Here is a 13,922-nt window from a genome sequence, read left to right as displayed (position 1 = left end):
TGTCGCGCGGTGACGCGTCACCCGGCGCCCGCTCGGTCGGTGGCGGCAACGCCGGTCCGGGCGTTCGCAGGCCGCGGCGGTCGAAGGCGTCCGCCGCCCGAGTGGAGTCCTCGGATGTCGCGGGCGGGTGATTCTGAAGCCGTCCACCGGTGCGGTGCCGCCTACTCGCAGCGGCCCTCGTCAAGGGTCAGGGGTCGTTGGCTCATGCACCCTTTGCGTCTCGGAGGATCGATGCTGTTCACCCGCCGGACCGTCGTCCAAGCCGGAGGCTGCGCCGCGGCCGCGCTGGCGGTCGGGAACGGCTCCGTGATCCCTGCCGCGGGAGCCACCGCCGCTCCCCGCCCCGGGGCCACGGGCGAGGCACTGCCCCTGCGGTCGGACACCACCACGCAGGGCGACGTCCTCGCCGGCTTCCGCAAGGACCACGCATGCCTCCTCTTCATCCGGTTCGGGCGTTTCGCCAAGGCGCGCCGTTGGCTGGGCGATCTGCTGCCCGAACTGTCCACCACGGAGCAGGTGGCCCGGTTCAACGAGCAGTTCCATCGTGCGCGTCAGCTCCGCAACGGCGTCGATCCCACCACCATGGCCGCGCTCTGGACGGGCATCAGCCTCACCCACGCCGGGCTCGGGCACCTCGCCCAGCAGGACCCCTTCCCGGCCGTCCCGCCCGGGGGCACCGCCGAGGCCTTCTGCGACGGCCCGGGAGCGCGCGCCGGGCAGCTCGGCGACACCGGCCCCAGCGCCCCCGATTCCTGGCGGTTCGGGGCGGCGGCGGACAGCGTGCACGCCGTGCTCACCCTCGCCTCCGACAAGCCCGGGCAGCTCCAGGAGGCCATCGGCCGGCACCGGGAATCGCTGCTGCGCGCCGGTGCCGACGTCGTCTTCCAGCAGGACGCGGCCACGCTGCCAGGGGCCATGCACGGCCACGAGCACTTCGGGTTCCTCGATGCCATCAGTCAGCCCGGCGTACGGGGATTCCACAGCGCGGACGCGACCGGCACGGATGTGCAGGGCAAGCCCGGCACCCGCCTGATCCCCGCCGGTGAGTTCATCGTCGGGCAGCAGCGGGTGGGACAGCGCCCCGCCGGGCTGCCCGTCTGGGCCACCGGCGGTTCGTTCCAGGTGATCCGGCGCCTCGCCCAGGACGTTCCGGGCTGGTGGGAGCAGGCCGGTGTCCTGCTGAAGGAGCTCCAGAAGTCGGGGGCGGCTCCGGCCGACGCGACTCCCCAGTGGCTCGCCGCACGCTTCGTCGGTCGCTGGCCGGGTGGTGCCCCCGTCGCCACCTGTCCGATGGCGGAGAAGGCCGTACCGCCCGGGGCGGACCCGGGGAACGACTTCGACTTCCACGACGACCCCCAAGGGTGGACCACACCCCTTTTCGCGCACATCCGCAAGGCCAGTCCGCGCGGCGGACTGGTCACGGCCCCCGGACGACCGCCCCTGCCGGCCTCGGCGCTCGACAACCGCCGCATCATCCGGCGGGGCATCCCCTACGGCCCGGCGCACCGAGAGGGTTCCAGGCCCGCCGACCGAGGACTGGTCTTCGTGAGCTACCAGGCCGACCTCGTCGAGCAGTTCGAGTTCATCGCCCGCAAGTGGTGCAACAGCACGGACTTCCCGCCCGCACGGCACCCGCAGCCGGGCTCCGACACGGTCATCGGGCCCGCCTCCCCCGTCTGCTTCGAGTCCGCCGCTCCCACGGGCAGCCGCGCCACGACCCTCGACTTCCAGAACTTCGTGCGCACGGAGGGGGCCCTGTACGCCTTCACGCCGTCGATCCCCACGCTCCGGGAGCTGGCGGAAGGCTCGCTCGACAACGCCATCGAGGTGCATCCGGGTACGGTCCTGCGCCCCGGCGACAGTCTGGACGCGGGTCCGGTACGCCTGCGCTTCGATGCCGCCGGTGGACTGACGCTCCAGGCGGAGGACGGGCGGACGCTGTGGACCGCCACGACGACCGGGCCCGGCGTCGACGCCCTGTTCGCCGCGAACGGCGAACTCAGCGTGCGCGATGCCGCCGGCAAGCCGCTCTGGTCCTCCGGTACAGCCGGCGCACCGGGCGCCCGCCTCCTGATCCGTCCGTCGGGGGACGCCGTCATCCTCCGGAACGGCAGTCCCGTGTGGAGGGTGTCCGGGCCGTCGTCCTGAGGAGACGCCCGACTCGAATCGTCCCGCCGTTCGGGAGGCCGCCGGCCGGAGGCGGTCGGCGGCCTCCGTGAGCGGGGGACGCTCAGGCGCTGACCGCGATGACGGTCTTGCCGCGGGCGCCGCCCCGCTCCACCTTCTGCAGGGCCTCGGAGGCCTCGTCGAGCGGGAAGACCGTCTCGACGATCGGCCGCAGCCGCCCGGACTCCACCAGGCCCGCGAGGTGGGCGAGCTGCTCGCCGTGCGGGCGCATGAAGAAGCTGCGGGCCTCGACGTTCCACCGGGCCTTCTTGGCCTCGGCGTCCGCGATGGGAACGATCGACACCAGGGTGCCGCCGGTCTTGAGCACGCCGAACGACCGCTCCTGGGTCTCGCCGCCGATGGTGTCCAGGACGACGTCGACGTCGGAGACGACCTCGTCGAACTTCTCGGCCCGGTAGTCGATCACCCGGTCGGCACCGAGCTCGCGGACCAGTTCCACGCTGCCGGCACTGGCGGTCGCCACGACCTCGGCGCCGAGCTGCTTGGCGATCTGCACGGCGGCGGAGCCCACGCCGCCGGCGGCGCCGTGGACGAGCAGGCGGGTCCCGGCCCGTACGTCGGCCTGCTCGGTCAGCGCCTGGAGGGCGGTCAGTGCGACCAGGGGCAGCGAGGCGGCCTCCTCGAACGTCAGGCCGGACGGCTTGGCGGCGACCAGCGACTCGTCCACGGCCGCGTACTCGGCGAAGGCGCCGCCCACGCGGGGGTCGACGCGGGAGAAGACCTCGTCGCCCACCGCGAAGCGCGTGACCTCGGAGCCGACCCCGGACACCACGCCGGCGAGCTCGTTCCCGATGACGAGCGGCTGAGCCGGCTCACCCGCGCTCATGAAGCCCTTGACGATCAGGTGGTCCACCGGATTGACCCCGGCCGCGCGGACCTCGACGAGCACGTCGCGGGGGCCGATGGCGGGGACGGGCGCGTCGGTGACGCGGACCACGTCGCGGACCTGGCCGTACTGGTCGATGACTGCTGCCTTCATGGGAAGTTCCTTGATCGAGTCCGTGCCGGTCCGCCGAGCGGCCCGGCCGTGTGAGAGAGGGGGAGAGGGGGAGGGGGGAAGAGGTCAGGCGGTGGGGGCGGGGCGGCGGTCGGCCGCGGCCCTCTCCAGGGCGCCGAGGAGGACCTCGGGGCTCTGGGCGCCCTGGAGCACCAAGGTGCCGTCGATGACGAAGGTGGGAACCGCCGTGACACCGAGGTCGGTGGCCTCGGCCAGTTCGGCGCGGACTTCGTCGGCCCCTTCGGGCGAGGTGAGGAAGGCCAGCGCCGCCGCGCGGTCGAGACCGGCGGCCTCGGCGAGCCCCGCGAGCGCTTCGCGGTCGCCGAGGTCCCCGCCGTCGGTGAAGTAGTGCCCCAGCAGGCGCTCCTTCATCTCGGCCTGTCGTCCGTGCCGCCGGGCGAACCAGAGCAGCCGGTGCGCCTGGAAGGTGTTGGTGGCCAGGGCCTCGTCCATCCGGAAGGTGATGCCCTCGGCGGCCGCGGCCCGGGTCAGCGGCCCGAAGATCGTCTCGGCGGGGCGGCCGAACTTGCGCTCGTAGACCCGCGCCGAGGGCTCCGGCGTCTCGGGGGCCGCGGGGTTCAGCTGGAACGGCCGGTAGACGACCTCGACGCCCGCCGCCTCCGGGAAGGCGGCCAACGCCTTCTCGAAGCGGCGCTTGCCGATGTAGCACCACGGACACACCAGGTCCGAATAGATCTCGACCTTCACGACGCTCGCTCCTGACGGGTCTGTCTCACGGATGGGCCGGTTTCACCTCGTGGGTTCCGGACCGCTCGTTCCATAACTTAACCGATTCTGGAACGAGCGGTCAAATACGTGCTGCGGGGGCTGCCGACCTTCGCTACCGTGGGGTGCATGGCGAGACCACGTACGTTCGACGAAGAAGCGGTCCTGGACCGGGCGATGATCCTGTTCTGGCGCAAGGGCTACGAGGCGACCGCGATGAGCGACCTCGTGGAGGAGCTGGGGCTGGGGCGCGGATCGATCTACGCGGCGTTCGGGGACAAACACCAGCTGTTCATCCGGGCCCTCGGTCGCTACCTCGACCACCAGACCCGGCTGCTCGGCACCGCGCTCGACGAGGAGGGGCCGGCGCTCGCCACGCTGCGGGACGTCCTGGGCCGGCTCCTGGCGGCCGACGCGGCCCCCGGCAGCTCCGGGTGCTTCAGCGTCAACAGCATGGCCGAGCTGCTGCCGCACGACGAGGAGGTCGCGAAACTGGCCCGTGGCAACCTCCAGTACGCCGAGAGGGCGTTCACGGCGCAGTTGGAGCGGGCCGCACGCGACGGGGAACTCGCACCGGCCGTCACCCCGCGTCAGGGCGCGCTGCTCCTGCTCAACCTGGTCCAGGGCCTGCAGATCATGCGCAAGGTAGACCCCGACCCGGCGAGCGCGGCCGCTTGCCTGGACTCCGCCTTCGCCCTCCTGGGCCGCCCGCCGGCCACCACCGAAGCGCCCGACGACCCGGCCATGGTCTCGGCGGCGTCGTAGCGGCCGCGCTGTGCGCCGCGGGCGCAGTGGTGTGCGTACAGGGCCGGCTGTTCAGTGCGGTGGCGGCAGTGGGTGCAGGGCGTTGGCGACGGTGCAGCCGCCTTCTCCGGGCATCCGCTGGATCCGGGGCGGCGACCAGACGTCGGTGGCTCCCGGGGCCACACGGGCCAGAAGGCAGTCCTGGGCGTCGAAGCCGTTGCCCTTCACCGCCAGGAGAACACCGACCAGGCCGGCGTCCGCCTTCACCTCGGTACGGATCGCCGGATCCATGTCCAGGGCGGCGAGCGCGCGGCGCACCTCGGCCTCGTCCACCCGGCCGCCCTCCGGTACCCGGGGGAGTTTGGAGCGGAGCTCCTCGTAGGGGAGTGCGGGCGGTGCGGGTGGCGGGGCGAAGGTCAGCGCGGGACCGTCCGGACAGTCCACGTCATCGGGCTCCTCGCGCCACTGCGACTTGGGCGACACCCGTATGAGGAAACAGCGCCGCACGACGATCTGCTCGGCGTTCATCCATCCTCTGTACGCCGACCCCGACGTGCGGACGACCACGCGCACACCCTCCCCGTCGTGCGTCGAAGTACCGGTCACGCGCAGCACCTCCACCCCGGCGATGCCCGAAGCGGAGAGTCCGACCTCCTCGGCCGTGCGCGGGCGTTGGCTGTAGAGCCGCTCGCCCGCCGTCCGGGCCACCTCCCGTGCGGCGTCCGTCGCCTCGCCCTCGGAGGACTGCAGCACCCCGCAGCCGACGGTGAACAGCAACAGCGGGGCGAGCAGGAGCAGTCGGCGCACGCGTCCACCTTCGTCTCGATACGGCACGTGCACCGAGGGTATGGGCCGGCACCGACAACGCGGCTCGCAGGGCGGGGCGTTGACCACTGCTCTGCCGGGGGACGGGAGCGTGAAGGGTCACCGGGCAGGTGACCCGCCGGTCGGCGCCTCCTCCGACCGGGCCGCCGGCCCGTGGCGGGCCCGGTTCAAGACCAGGTCCACCGTGGCGGTCACCAGGTCGGGATCGTGGAGCTGCACGTAGTGGTCGCTTCCCGTGGCCAGGACGTGCGGCGTGTTCGGACCCAGCGTCACGAGGCCACCCTGCAAGCGCGGCCAAGCCGCCTCGACCGCCTTCATCAGCGTGCTCGGAGTGCCCGGCGCCACCGCGAAGGGCTCGGTCTTGCTGATGACCGCCATGGGTACCGGGGGCAGGCGCGGCCCCTTCTCCACCGCCGCCATCGCGCCGTCGAGGTCGATCGTCTCGAAGTCCGGATCCTTCTCGACGGGCACCCCCGGTCGGTTGACCAGGCGGGCGTACGCGGGCCAGTCGGCCCCCAGCCCGTCCCGGATCTCGGGGCCGAAGGCATCGACGAACACCAGGCCCGCCGTCCGTTCGGGGTGGGTCTGCGCGTAGAGCCGGGTGATCATCCCGCCGAAGGAATGACCGACGAGCAGGTACGGGCCCTTCTCCCCGGCCGCCGTCAGGGTCTGGTCCAGCTCGGTCACCAGCGCCGGCAGGCTGCGCGGCATGGCCACCGGGGTGCTCCGGTCGGTCAGCGTGGGCGGCGTCGTGTAGCGGATCGTGCCGGGCCGGTCGTACGTGCACACGCGCGCACCGCGCGCGATGCCCGGCAGGGTGGCGGGGGAGGAGGGCACGGGTGGCCGGGTCTCGGTCAGGCTCCAGACGTCGGAGGAGTCGTGGATGCCGGACTCGAGGACCACGGTGGGGGAGCCGTGCCCCCGGCAGTCCACGTAGATCTTTCGACCGTCGGGCAGGGTCACCTGCCGGCCGCCGTCCACACGACCGGAGGTGGCGGGAGGGGTGGTCGGGGGAGGAGCCGCCGGGGCGCCGACACCCGAAGGACCGAGCAGCAGCAGCCCACCGACCGCCACCGCCGCCGGACCGCGCGGCACTCGCACCAGGCGCCCGCGTCCCATGCGTCCAGTATTGCCCCGCGCCGCGGGCCCCTCCACCGGACCGGCGCCGCCCGGAGGCTCGACCGCGCCGTCCGCCTCCGCGCCGTCCGCCTCCGCGCCGTCCGCCTCCGCGCCGTCCGTTTCCGGAGCGTCCGTTTTCGCGGCGGCGTGCCGCCGGTCCGGCAGACCGGGCACCGCCGACGGTGCGCCCCACCGGCACCCGGCTCGGTGCCGCGTAGCGTGTGGTCGACGTTGGCTGACCGATGGCTGAGGGGCAGGTGGTCGTCCATGCGGCGAGAACGTGGTGCCGACGACGCGGTGATCGTGATCGGTGCGGGCGCCGCCGGACTCGCCTGCACGGCCGACCTGCTCGCCGGAGGCATCAAGGTCATCCTGCTGGAGGCAGGGGACGCGGTCGGCGGGCGCATGCGCACCGACCGCGTCGCCGGCTTCGTCACCGACCGCGGGTTCCAGGTCCTCAACACGTCGTACCCCCAGGTGAAGCGACGTCTCGCGCTCCGTCGGCTCCGCTTGCGGCCCTTCACCCCCGGAGTGCTCGTACACACCGGTGAGGGACGGCTGCGCCGCTTCGTCGACCCCACCCGACGCCCGCGCCAAAGCGGCGACCTGCTTCCCGGCAGGCTCGCCTCGGCCCGTGACCTGACCGCCCTGGGGATCCTGACCGCACGGGACGTGCTCCTGCCACCCCGGCGACTGCGGGCACGCCCCGAAAGGACCACCCTCACCGCACTGGCGGAAGCGGGCCTGTCGGACGAACTGGTCCAGAGCTTCTTCCGGCCTTTCCTGTCCGGAGTCTTCCTGGAGGACCAGCTCGAAACCTCCTCACGTGTCTTCGACTTCGTGTGGCGCAGCATGCTGCGCGGCACCCTGTGCCTGCCCGCCGACGGCATCGCGGCGGTACCCGCCCAGCTCGCCGGGCGCCTACCGGCCGGTGTCCTGAGCCTGGAGACGCCGGTCGCCCGACTGACCGAGGACGGCGTGGTGCTGGCGGACGGCACACCGCTGCGGGCACGCGCGGTGGTCGTCGCCACCGGTCAGAGTGCGGCGGCCCGGCTCGTGCCCGGACTCGACGTCCCGGCCGGACGCACCGTCACCACCCTCTACCACGCCGCCGCCCGTTCCCCTCTGCGCGAGCCCACCCTCCTCGTCGACACGCGGCGCCGGTTCCTCAACACCTGCGTGGTGAGCGAGGTGCACCCCGGCTACGCCCCCGTCGGCCGGGCGCTGATCTCCACATCCGTCCTCGGCGCACCCGACCCGGCGCAGGAGGCGGTGGTCCGGGCTGCCCTGGCCGAGGCCTACACCGCCGACACCGACGCCTGGGAGCTGGTGCACCGGTGCACGGTACGGGACGCCCTCCCCGCCATGCCCCCACCGATGCCGCTGATCAGGACGACCCGCCTGGGCGCCGGCCGGTACGTCTGCGGGGACCACCGGGCGACCGGATCGCTCCAAGGCGCACTGGCCTCGGGGACGAGAGCCGCCAGCGAGGTCCGTGCGGACCTCCGGGGCTGAGCACCACGCCTGAGTTCCGCCGAAATCAGCACGCCGGACGCAGACCCGCTTCCCGTGCATCCGTAGCCCGCTCCGCATCGGAAGACGAGAACGGAGACCACATGCGAGGACGGCCATGACACATGCGGGAGACAGGACAGGCTCCGCAGACGCACGGGGCCGGGACCCGGGCCGGGGGCAGGGCTCCGTACGCCTGCCCCCGGCGGGCTGGCGGACCGCCCCGGACGGAGGACGGCCACGACCACCCGCCTGCCGGCACCTCGACGAGGAACGGCCGACCCCGTCACGGCTGCCGGTGACCGGCTGCGCCGAGTGCACGGCCGCGGGCCGGCAGGACTGGGTCCACCTGCGGATCTGCCTCGACTGTGGCCACAACGGCTGCTGCGACAGCTCCGCCGGGACCCATGCCTGGCAGCACGCCGCCGACACGGGCCACCCGATCGCCGTGGCGGTCGAGGAGCCCTGGGCGTGGTGCTACGCCGACGAGGTCTTCCTCGTTCCCGACAGTGCCGGACCGGTTCAGTAACGCAGAGCCGTTCCGACGCTCGCCTGCACGTCACCGGAGAGGCTGCGGGTGCTCCGGGCGGTGCCCTGTCCCGTGCCCCCGGCGGCGACGTCGGTGATGGTCACGACGACCGTGTCGAGGAGGTTGCCGCCGGTGTCGCGGAAGTTGACCTGGACGGCGAACGACTTCTGGTCCTTGGCAGTGTTGGACACCGTCACGGGCACGGTGCTGCGCCCGTCGGAGTCCTTGGACGGTGTTCCGAGGCGCACATCGGACTTCGCGTCCGCTCCGTCCTTCACACTGTCGAGCTTCTTCTTCGCCTCGCCTGCCGCGGCCTCCAGCTCCGCCCCGGCCGACTGCACGGCGGAGGCCGCTTTCGACGCGACCTCGGACGGTGAGCCGCCGTTCGAGCATCCCGCGGTGCCGGTGGCGAGAGCCGCCAGAACGGCGACCAGGGGCAGCGTGCGCGTCCACGCGGAGTTCATGCGGGCCTCCATGGGTTTCCCTGGGCCGCCGTCCGCGGATGTGCCGACGGACCGTCAGCATCCCATGATGCCGCCTGCCCCCCCGGGGCGCCGATCGCCACCCCGATCGGCCCGCCGTTCCGAATGATTTTCGTCCGGCTTCGTCCCGAAGTGACATCGGTTCCGGAGCCACCCGAACGCGAACACCCCTGGTGCCGACGAGTCACGCCGCCGCGGGAGCGAACGTGTGCAACTCGTCGGCGCCGGCGTGCACGACGCCGTAGGTGCTCTCGGGTACCGCGTTCCAGGCGCCGGGCAGATCACCGAGGGGTTCGGACACGACCAGGCGGGTCTCGTCCGACACTTCCTGGAGGAAGCTCATGTCGGGGTGCAGTCTGCGCAGCGTGTCCACCCGGGTGCTGTAGAACAGCGACCTCGAGTCACGTTGGCTGGAGTAGCGGAAGGCCCAGAGGCGTTCGCCATCGCTGACGGCGAGTGTCATCTGGAGGGGGAACTCCACTCCGTGCCCGCGACCCGCGGCCTCCACCGCGCCGGCCATGCGCGCCACCGCGCCCGGCGGGTCGTCTTCGAGGCCAAAGGTGAGTGCCAGGTAGAACATCACCTCGGAGTCCGTCGTCCCCTCGATGTGCGCGAACAGCGCGGGGTCGATGAGGAGTACGAGGTCGCGGCGTACGAGGTGGAAGTCGGCGATGGCGCCGTTGTGCATGAACATCCAGCGGCCGTATCGGAAGGGATGGCAGTTCGTCTGCTGCACCGCCGTACCGGTCGTCGCCCGGATGTGCGCGAAGAACAGGGGCGAGCGGACGTGGTCCGCGATCTCCCGCAGGTTGCGGTTGCTCCAGGCGGGGCCGATCTCCCTCAGGATCGCGGGACCGCCGGTGTCCTCCTCGGTGTACCACCCGACACCGAAGCCGTCCCCGTTCGTCGTCTCCACGCCCAGTTTCGAGTGCAGGCTCTGATCGATCAGAGAGTGGGCCGGCTTGTAGAGGATGGTGTCGAGCAGCAGAGGCGTTCCCGAGTACGCGAGCCATCGGCACATGAGCGACCACCTGTTGTTTCTGGTGCACGTGCGGCGAAAACCACGCGCCGCTCGGTCCCGGGCCGGCCGGGTAGCGCTCGTCCGGCCCATCTCATTCTCGTCTCCATCAGGGTGCACCGCCACGCGGACACGGACCGTACGGCCCTCGCTCCGGTCTCGGGATGAAGGCGGGCCGGCAAGCCGTCGCCGACATCGCCCTCGGCCGGGCTCTGACACCCATCTCCGCTGATCTCGACCAGGACTGACCCTGCCCGGCCCGAGGACGTGGGCGGGCAGGATGGCAGAGTGGCTCCGTGCAGATCCGGATCGAGGGATTCGACCTGCCGGGCCTCGCCTGTCCGGCCGGCCCGGGCTTCCCCGGGTACGACGCCATCGACGTCGCCGTCCAGCCACGCGCGCGGGACGGGCAGCCGCTGGACCCCCGTCCCGGCGATGCGGGCTCGGTGGTCTGGACATTTGACTGCACCGTGCGCCGTGGCGCGGCGGGCGTCGACGTGACGGGCCCCTGGATCCAGGGCCGTCCCGGGCGGCGGTTCGTCTACCTCGCGTGGAGCGGGGTCGACGGCGCCGGTGTCCGCACCATGTTCCGTCGGGCGAAGCTCATGCTCGACGCCGTCGACCCTTCGGTGGCCGACGCCGCGGCGAACGGCGGGCTGCTGGTCGCCCGCCTCGGCCTGACCGACGCCCATGGCCGGCCGCTGTGCGCAGCCGTCCGGCCACCAGTCGTCGGCTGGTCCGCCGGGGCCGCGGACTGACTGCCTCAGGACCGGTGGGCCCGGTGGGCGTACAGGTCCCGGAGCAGGGAGATCTCCGCTCCGTGGTGGATCACCTCGCGGTTGATGTGCAGGACGAGCGTCGCCATCGGCTCCCGCGCGTAGGCGCCCTCCGCCTCGCCGCAGGGCCGCGCCGGCCCCTCCGTGCCCAGGGCGCGCACTCCGGTGACCCACCGCGCGTACGAGGCGTCGAGCTGCTCCAACGCCTCCGCAGCGGTGCCCGGATACGCGAACGTCATGTAGTCCACGGGCGGTCCGCCGAAGTGCGAGGCGCTGCGCGCCCCCAGCACACCGACGAGGATGTGGCCGAGGCGCCAGGCGATCGTGGTGACCGGCGGGGGAACCGGCTCCGGATGGGCCCAGTCGATCGTGAAGTCGCCGGAGCCGGCCCGCACGGGGGCCGTACCGCTGCCGCGAGGCCGCACTGACCAGCAGTCCGGGACGGGTTCCCAGAAGTACTCCTGGTCGGTGAGGCCGTCCAGCCGCGCGCGCAACTGGTGATGCCAGTGCCAGTCGAGCTGGTCGGCGAGGAGGGTGCTCCAGTCCAGTGCCATGGGTTTCCCTCGCTGGGACGTCGGTCATCCTGATCGAGTGTTGCGTGCGCCGGTCGCGACCCGGGGCTATCCGTCTGCGCCGGTGCGCGGTGGGAAGGCGAGGCCCGTGGGGGTGTTGAGGCCGGTGGGGTTCAGTACGGTCTGGGTGCCGTTCGTGCGGAGGCGGAGCACGCGGTTGTTGAAGCCGTCGGCCACGTAGAGGGTGCCGCGGTGGTCGAGGGCCAGACCGAGCGGGCTGCTCAGACCGGTGAACGGCACGGTGGTCTGCGCGCCGGTCACGGCCGCGATCCTCACCACGCGGTTGTTGCCGCTGTCGGAGACGTACAGGTCTCCGGTGGCGCTCAGAGCGAGCCCGGTGGGCTGCGAGAGTCCTTCGACGGGGACGGTGTTCTGGCGGCCGGCGGCGGACACCCTGACGACGCGGTCGTTGACGAAGTCGGAGACGTAGAGGTCCCCGTTGGGTGCCAGGGCCAGTCCCCAGGGGTGCAACAGCCCGGTGGTCGGGACCGTGGTCTGGCCGCTGCCGTCGGCGGGAACCTTCACGACGCGGTCGTTGAAGCTGTCGGCGATGTAGAGGTTGCCGGACGCGTCGACGGCGAGGCCCAGCGGGCGCGAGAGCCCGTCGGTGGGAACGGTGACCTGCCCGCCCCCGTCCGGCAGCAGCCGCAGGACGCGGTTGTTGCCGGTGTCGGCGATGTAGAGGCTGCCCGCCCGGTCCCACGCGAGACCCGTCGGGCGTACCAGGCCGTCGAGGACGAGCACGCTCTCGCCGCCGCCCCGGGTGGGCAGGGTGACCACCCGGTTGTTGCCGTAGTCGGACACGTACAGCCAACGGCCGGTGGACGGGTGGTGTGCGTCGTGCGGTTCGGCGGCGTCCACGGCCTGCGCGGGCAACACGCACAGGAGCAGCAGCCCGGCGAGGGCGGCGCGTCGCCGGATCATCCGCCGCCGGATCTGGTTTGAGGGGACCAGCGGTTCGTCTTCGTACGGCCTGACCGTGATGCGTTCCACGATTCACCCACCCGTTCCGTGACCGGCCGGCAGCCCTCCGTCGTGCCGGCCTGCTCCCGCCGACCCTAGGCAGCGGGTGCGGGCGTCAAGAGAGCCACGCCATCAACGGCGCCGCGAGCCACTCCGATGCACGGATTCCGACCACGCCGTGACGCGCACCGGGCCCGCCCACAGGGGGTCAGTGGGGTCGGGGGTCGCCGGGTTGGTGGCCGGGCTCGTGGGGCGGTCGGGTCAGCCAGGCGCGCAGCTTCTCTTCACAGTGGAGGATCGCCGCCGTCTCCACTCGTTCGTCACGCGTGTGGGCGAGCAGGGCGTTCCCCGGCCCGTAGTTGACGGCCGGTACGCCCAGGGCGCTGAACCTCGCGACGTCGGTCCAGCCGAACTTGGGCATGGCCCGTCCGCCGACCGCCTCCATGAAGGCCGCTGCCGCGGGGTGGGAGAGTCCGGGCAGCGCGCCGGTGCGGGCGCTGAGGAGGGTGAACTCGTCCACGTCGCAGTCCGCGAACACCCCACGGACGTGCGCTTCCGCTTCTTCGACGGTCCGGTCGGGGGCGTAGCGGAAGTTGACGGTGACCGTGCAGGCATCGGGTTGGACGTTGCCGGTGACGCCACCGTCGATCCGTACGGCATTGAGGCCCTCGCGGTACTCCAGGCCGTCGACCACGGGTTTGCGCGCCTCGTACGCCGCGAGCCTGGCCAGGATCGGGCCGGCGGCGTGGATGGCGTTGGTGCCCGTCCCGTCTCGGGCGCAGCGGTCCCGCCCGCCCTTGGCCGTCAGCCTTGCTTGGAGCGTGCCCTGGCAGCCGCCCTCGACATGGGCGTTGGAGGGTTCGAGCAGGATCGCGAAGTCACCGGCCAGCCAGGCCGGGCGGACCTCGGCGAGGCGACCGAGGCCGTTGAGGTGAGGGGCGGACTCTTCCTGATCGTAGAAGACGAAGGTGAGGTCGCGGTTGGGCTCGGTCACGGTGGCCGCGATGCGCAACTGGACGGCGACGCCGGACTTCATGTCGGTGGTGCCGCAGCCCCACAGCACGCCGTTCTCGTCCAGCCGGGAGGGGACGTTGCCGGCGATCGGCACGGTGTCGAGGTGCCCGGCGAGCACGACGCGCTCGGCGCGGCCGAGCATCGTACGGGCCACCACGTTGTTGCCGTACCGGTCCACGACCAGGTGCGGCAGGGCGCGCAGCGCGTCCTCGACCGCGTCGGCGAGGGGCTCCTCGGTGCCGCTGACGGACGGGATGTCGACGAGCCGGGCCGTCAGTTCGGCCGCGTCGAGACGGAGGAGGTCGAGCGCGAGGGGAACGGGTCGCATCCCTCGATGAAACCAGGCTGCCCAGTCTCATCGAAGTCGGTCAGGACGACATGATGAAGCGCAGGGCGAGGCCGGAGGCCGGGATCCAGTAGGTGACGCGGGCACCGTCGTCGAACGCGACCTTGCCGGG

Annotated in this window: 14 protein-coding genes; 5 read left to right on the top strand and 9 right to left on the bottom strand. The window is 72.5% G+C overall.

Annotation, left to right across the window (positions count from 1 at the left end; translation table 11 throughout):
- Positions 1–231: 231 nt before the first annotated feature.
- Positions 232–2,148, top strand: coding sequence for a peroxidase (locus ACFYYJ_RS39945; RefSeq protein WP_389139626.1), 1,917 nt, complete (start codon positions 232–234; stop codon positions 2,146–2,148).
- A gap of 82 nt (positions 2,149–2,230) precedes the next feature.
- Here the strand turns inward: ACFYYJ_RS39945 and ACFYYJ_RS39940 are convergent, their stop codons facing one another.
- Positions 2,231–3,166, bottom strand: a complete 936-nt coding sequence (locus ACFYYJ_RS39940) for an NADP-dependent oxidoreductase (RefSeq protein ID WP_389139624.1) — start codon at positions 3,164–3,166, stop codon at positions 2,231–2,233.
- A gap of 84 nt (positions 3,167–3,250) precedes the next feature.
- Positions 3,251–3,892: a DsbA family oxidoreductase gene (locus ACFYYJ_RS39935; protein WP_389139622.1), complete on the bottom strand. Its 642-nt coding sequence runs from the start codon at positions 3,890–3,892 to the stop codon at positions 3,251–3,253.
- A 147-nt stretch (positions 3,893–4,039) separates the two neighbouring features.
- On the opposite strand from ACFYYJ_RS39935, the gene ACFYYJ_RS39930 reads away from it, so the two are divergent.
- Complete coding sequence (locus tag ACFYYJ_RS39930) at positions 4,040–4,675, top strand: TetR/AcrR family transcriptional regulator (protein ID WP_385123505.1); 636 nt, start codon at positions 4,040–4,042, stop codon at positions 4,673–4,675.
- A gap of 51 nt (positions 4,676–4,726) precedes the next feature.
- On the opposite strand, the gene ACFYYJ_RS39925 is transcribed toward ACFYYJ_RS39930, so the two are convergent.
- Positions 4,727–5,461, bottom strand: coding sequence for a translation initiation factor IF-2 (locus tag ACFYYJ_RS39925; RefSeq protein WP_389139619.1), 735 nt, complete (start codon positions 5,459–5,461; stop codon positions 4,727–4,729).
- Between the two features lie 117 nt (positions 5,462–5,578).
- Complete coding sequence (locus ACFYYJ_RS39920) at positions 5,579–6,772, bottom strand: alpha/beta fold hydrolase (RefSeq protein WP_389139617.1); 1,194 nt, start codon at positions 6,770–6,772, stop codon at positions 5,579–5,581.
- Between the two features lie 93 nt (positions 6,773–6,865).
- On the opposite strand from ACFYYJ_RS39920, the gene ACFYYJ_RS39915 reads away from it, so the two are divergent.
- Both ACFYYJ_RS39915 and ACFYYJ_RS39910 read left to right on the top strand, forming a co-directional pair.
- The gene (locus tag ACFYYJ_RS39915; RefSeq protein WP_389139615.1) at positions 6,866–8,113 is read left to right on the top strand and encodes an NAD(P)/FAD-dependent oxidoreductase; all 1,248 of its coding nucleotides are present in this window, start codon (positions 6,866–6,868) and stop codon (positions 8,111–8,113) included.
- A gap of 115 nt (positions 8,114–8,228) precedes the next feature.
- Positions 8,229–8,639: a UBP-type zinc finger domain-containing protein gene (locus ACFYYJ_RS39910; RefSeq protein WP_389139613.1), complete on the top strand. Its 411-nt coding sequence runs from the start codon at positions 8,229–8,231 to the stop codon at positions 8,637–8,639.
- Here ACFYYJ_RS39910 and ACFYYJ_RS39905 read toward each other — a convergent pair.
- Positions 8,633–9,103, bottom strand: coding sequence for a hypothetical protein (locus ACFYYJ_RS39905; RefSeq protein ID WP_385123515.1), 471 nt, complete (start codon positions 9,101–9,103; stop codon positions 8,633–8,635). The genes ACFYYJ_RS39910 and ACFYYJ_RS39905 overlap by 7 nt on opposite strands.
- Before the next feature lie 202 nt (positions 9,104–9,305).
- Complete coding sequence (locus ACFYYJ_RS39900) at positions 9,306–10,142, bottom strand: class II glutamine amidotransferase (RefSeq protein ID WP_385366538.1); 837 nt, start codon at positions 10,140–10,142, stop codon at positions 9,306–9,308.
- A 293-nt stretch (positions 10,143–10,435) separates the two neighbouring features.
- On the opposite strand from ACFYYJ_RS39900, the gene ACFYYJ_RS39895 reads away from it, so the two are divergent.
- Entirely contained in the window at positions 10,436–10,897 is a 462-nt protein-coding gene (locus tag ACFYYJ_RS39895) for a DUF5990 family protein (RefSeq protein WP_389139610.1), read from the top strand.
- Positions 10,898–10,902: 5 nt separating this feature from the next.
- Here ACFYYJ_RS39895 and ACFYYJ_RS39890 read toward each other — a convergent pair whose 3' ends face one another.
- From ACFYYJ_RS39890 to dapE, 3 genes are all read right to left on the bottom strand, one after another.
- Positions 10,903–11,469, bottom strand: a complete 567-nt coding sequence (locus ACFYYJ_RS39890) for a DinB family protein (RefSeq protein WP_385366540.1) — start codon at positions 11,467–11,469, stop codon at positions 10,903–10,905.
- Positions 11,470–11,535: 66 nt separating this feature from the next.
- Entirely contained in the window at positions 11,536–12,480 is a 945-nt protein-coding gene (locus ACFYYJ_RS39885) for a hypothetical protein (RefSeq protein WP_389139607.1), read from the bottom strand.
- 178 nt (positions 12,481–12,658) lie between these two features.
- Positions 12,659–13,792, bottom strand: coding sequence for a succinyl-diaminopimelate desuccinylase (dapE, locus tag ACFYYJ_RS39880; protein ID WP_389139605.1), 1,134 nt, complete (start codon positions 13,790–13,792; stop codon positions 12,659–12,661).
- Positions 13,793–13,922 lie beyond the last annotated feature (130 nt).

The organism is Streptomyces sp. NPDC002467, from assembly GCF_042889825.1.
GTDB lineage: Bacteria > Actinomycetota > Actinomycetes > Streptomycetales > Streptomycetaceae > Streptomyces.
Note: the sequence above shows the minus strand (reverse complement) of the source record. Positions and strands in the feature narration are given on the sequence as shown.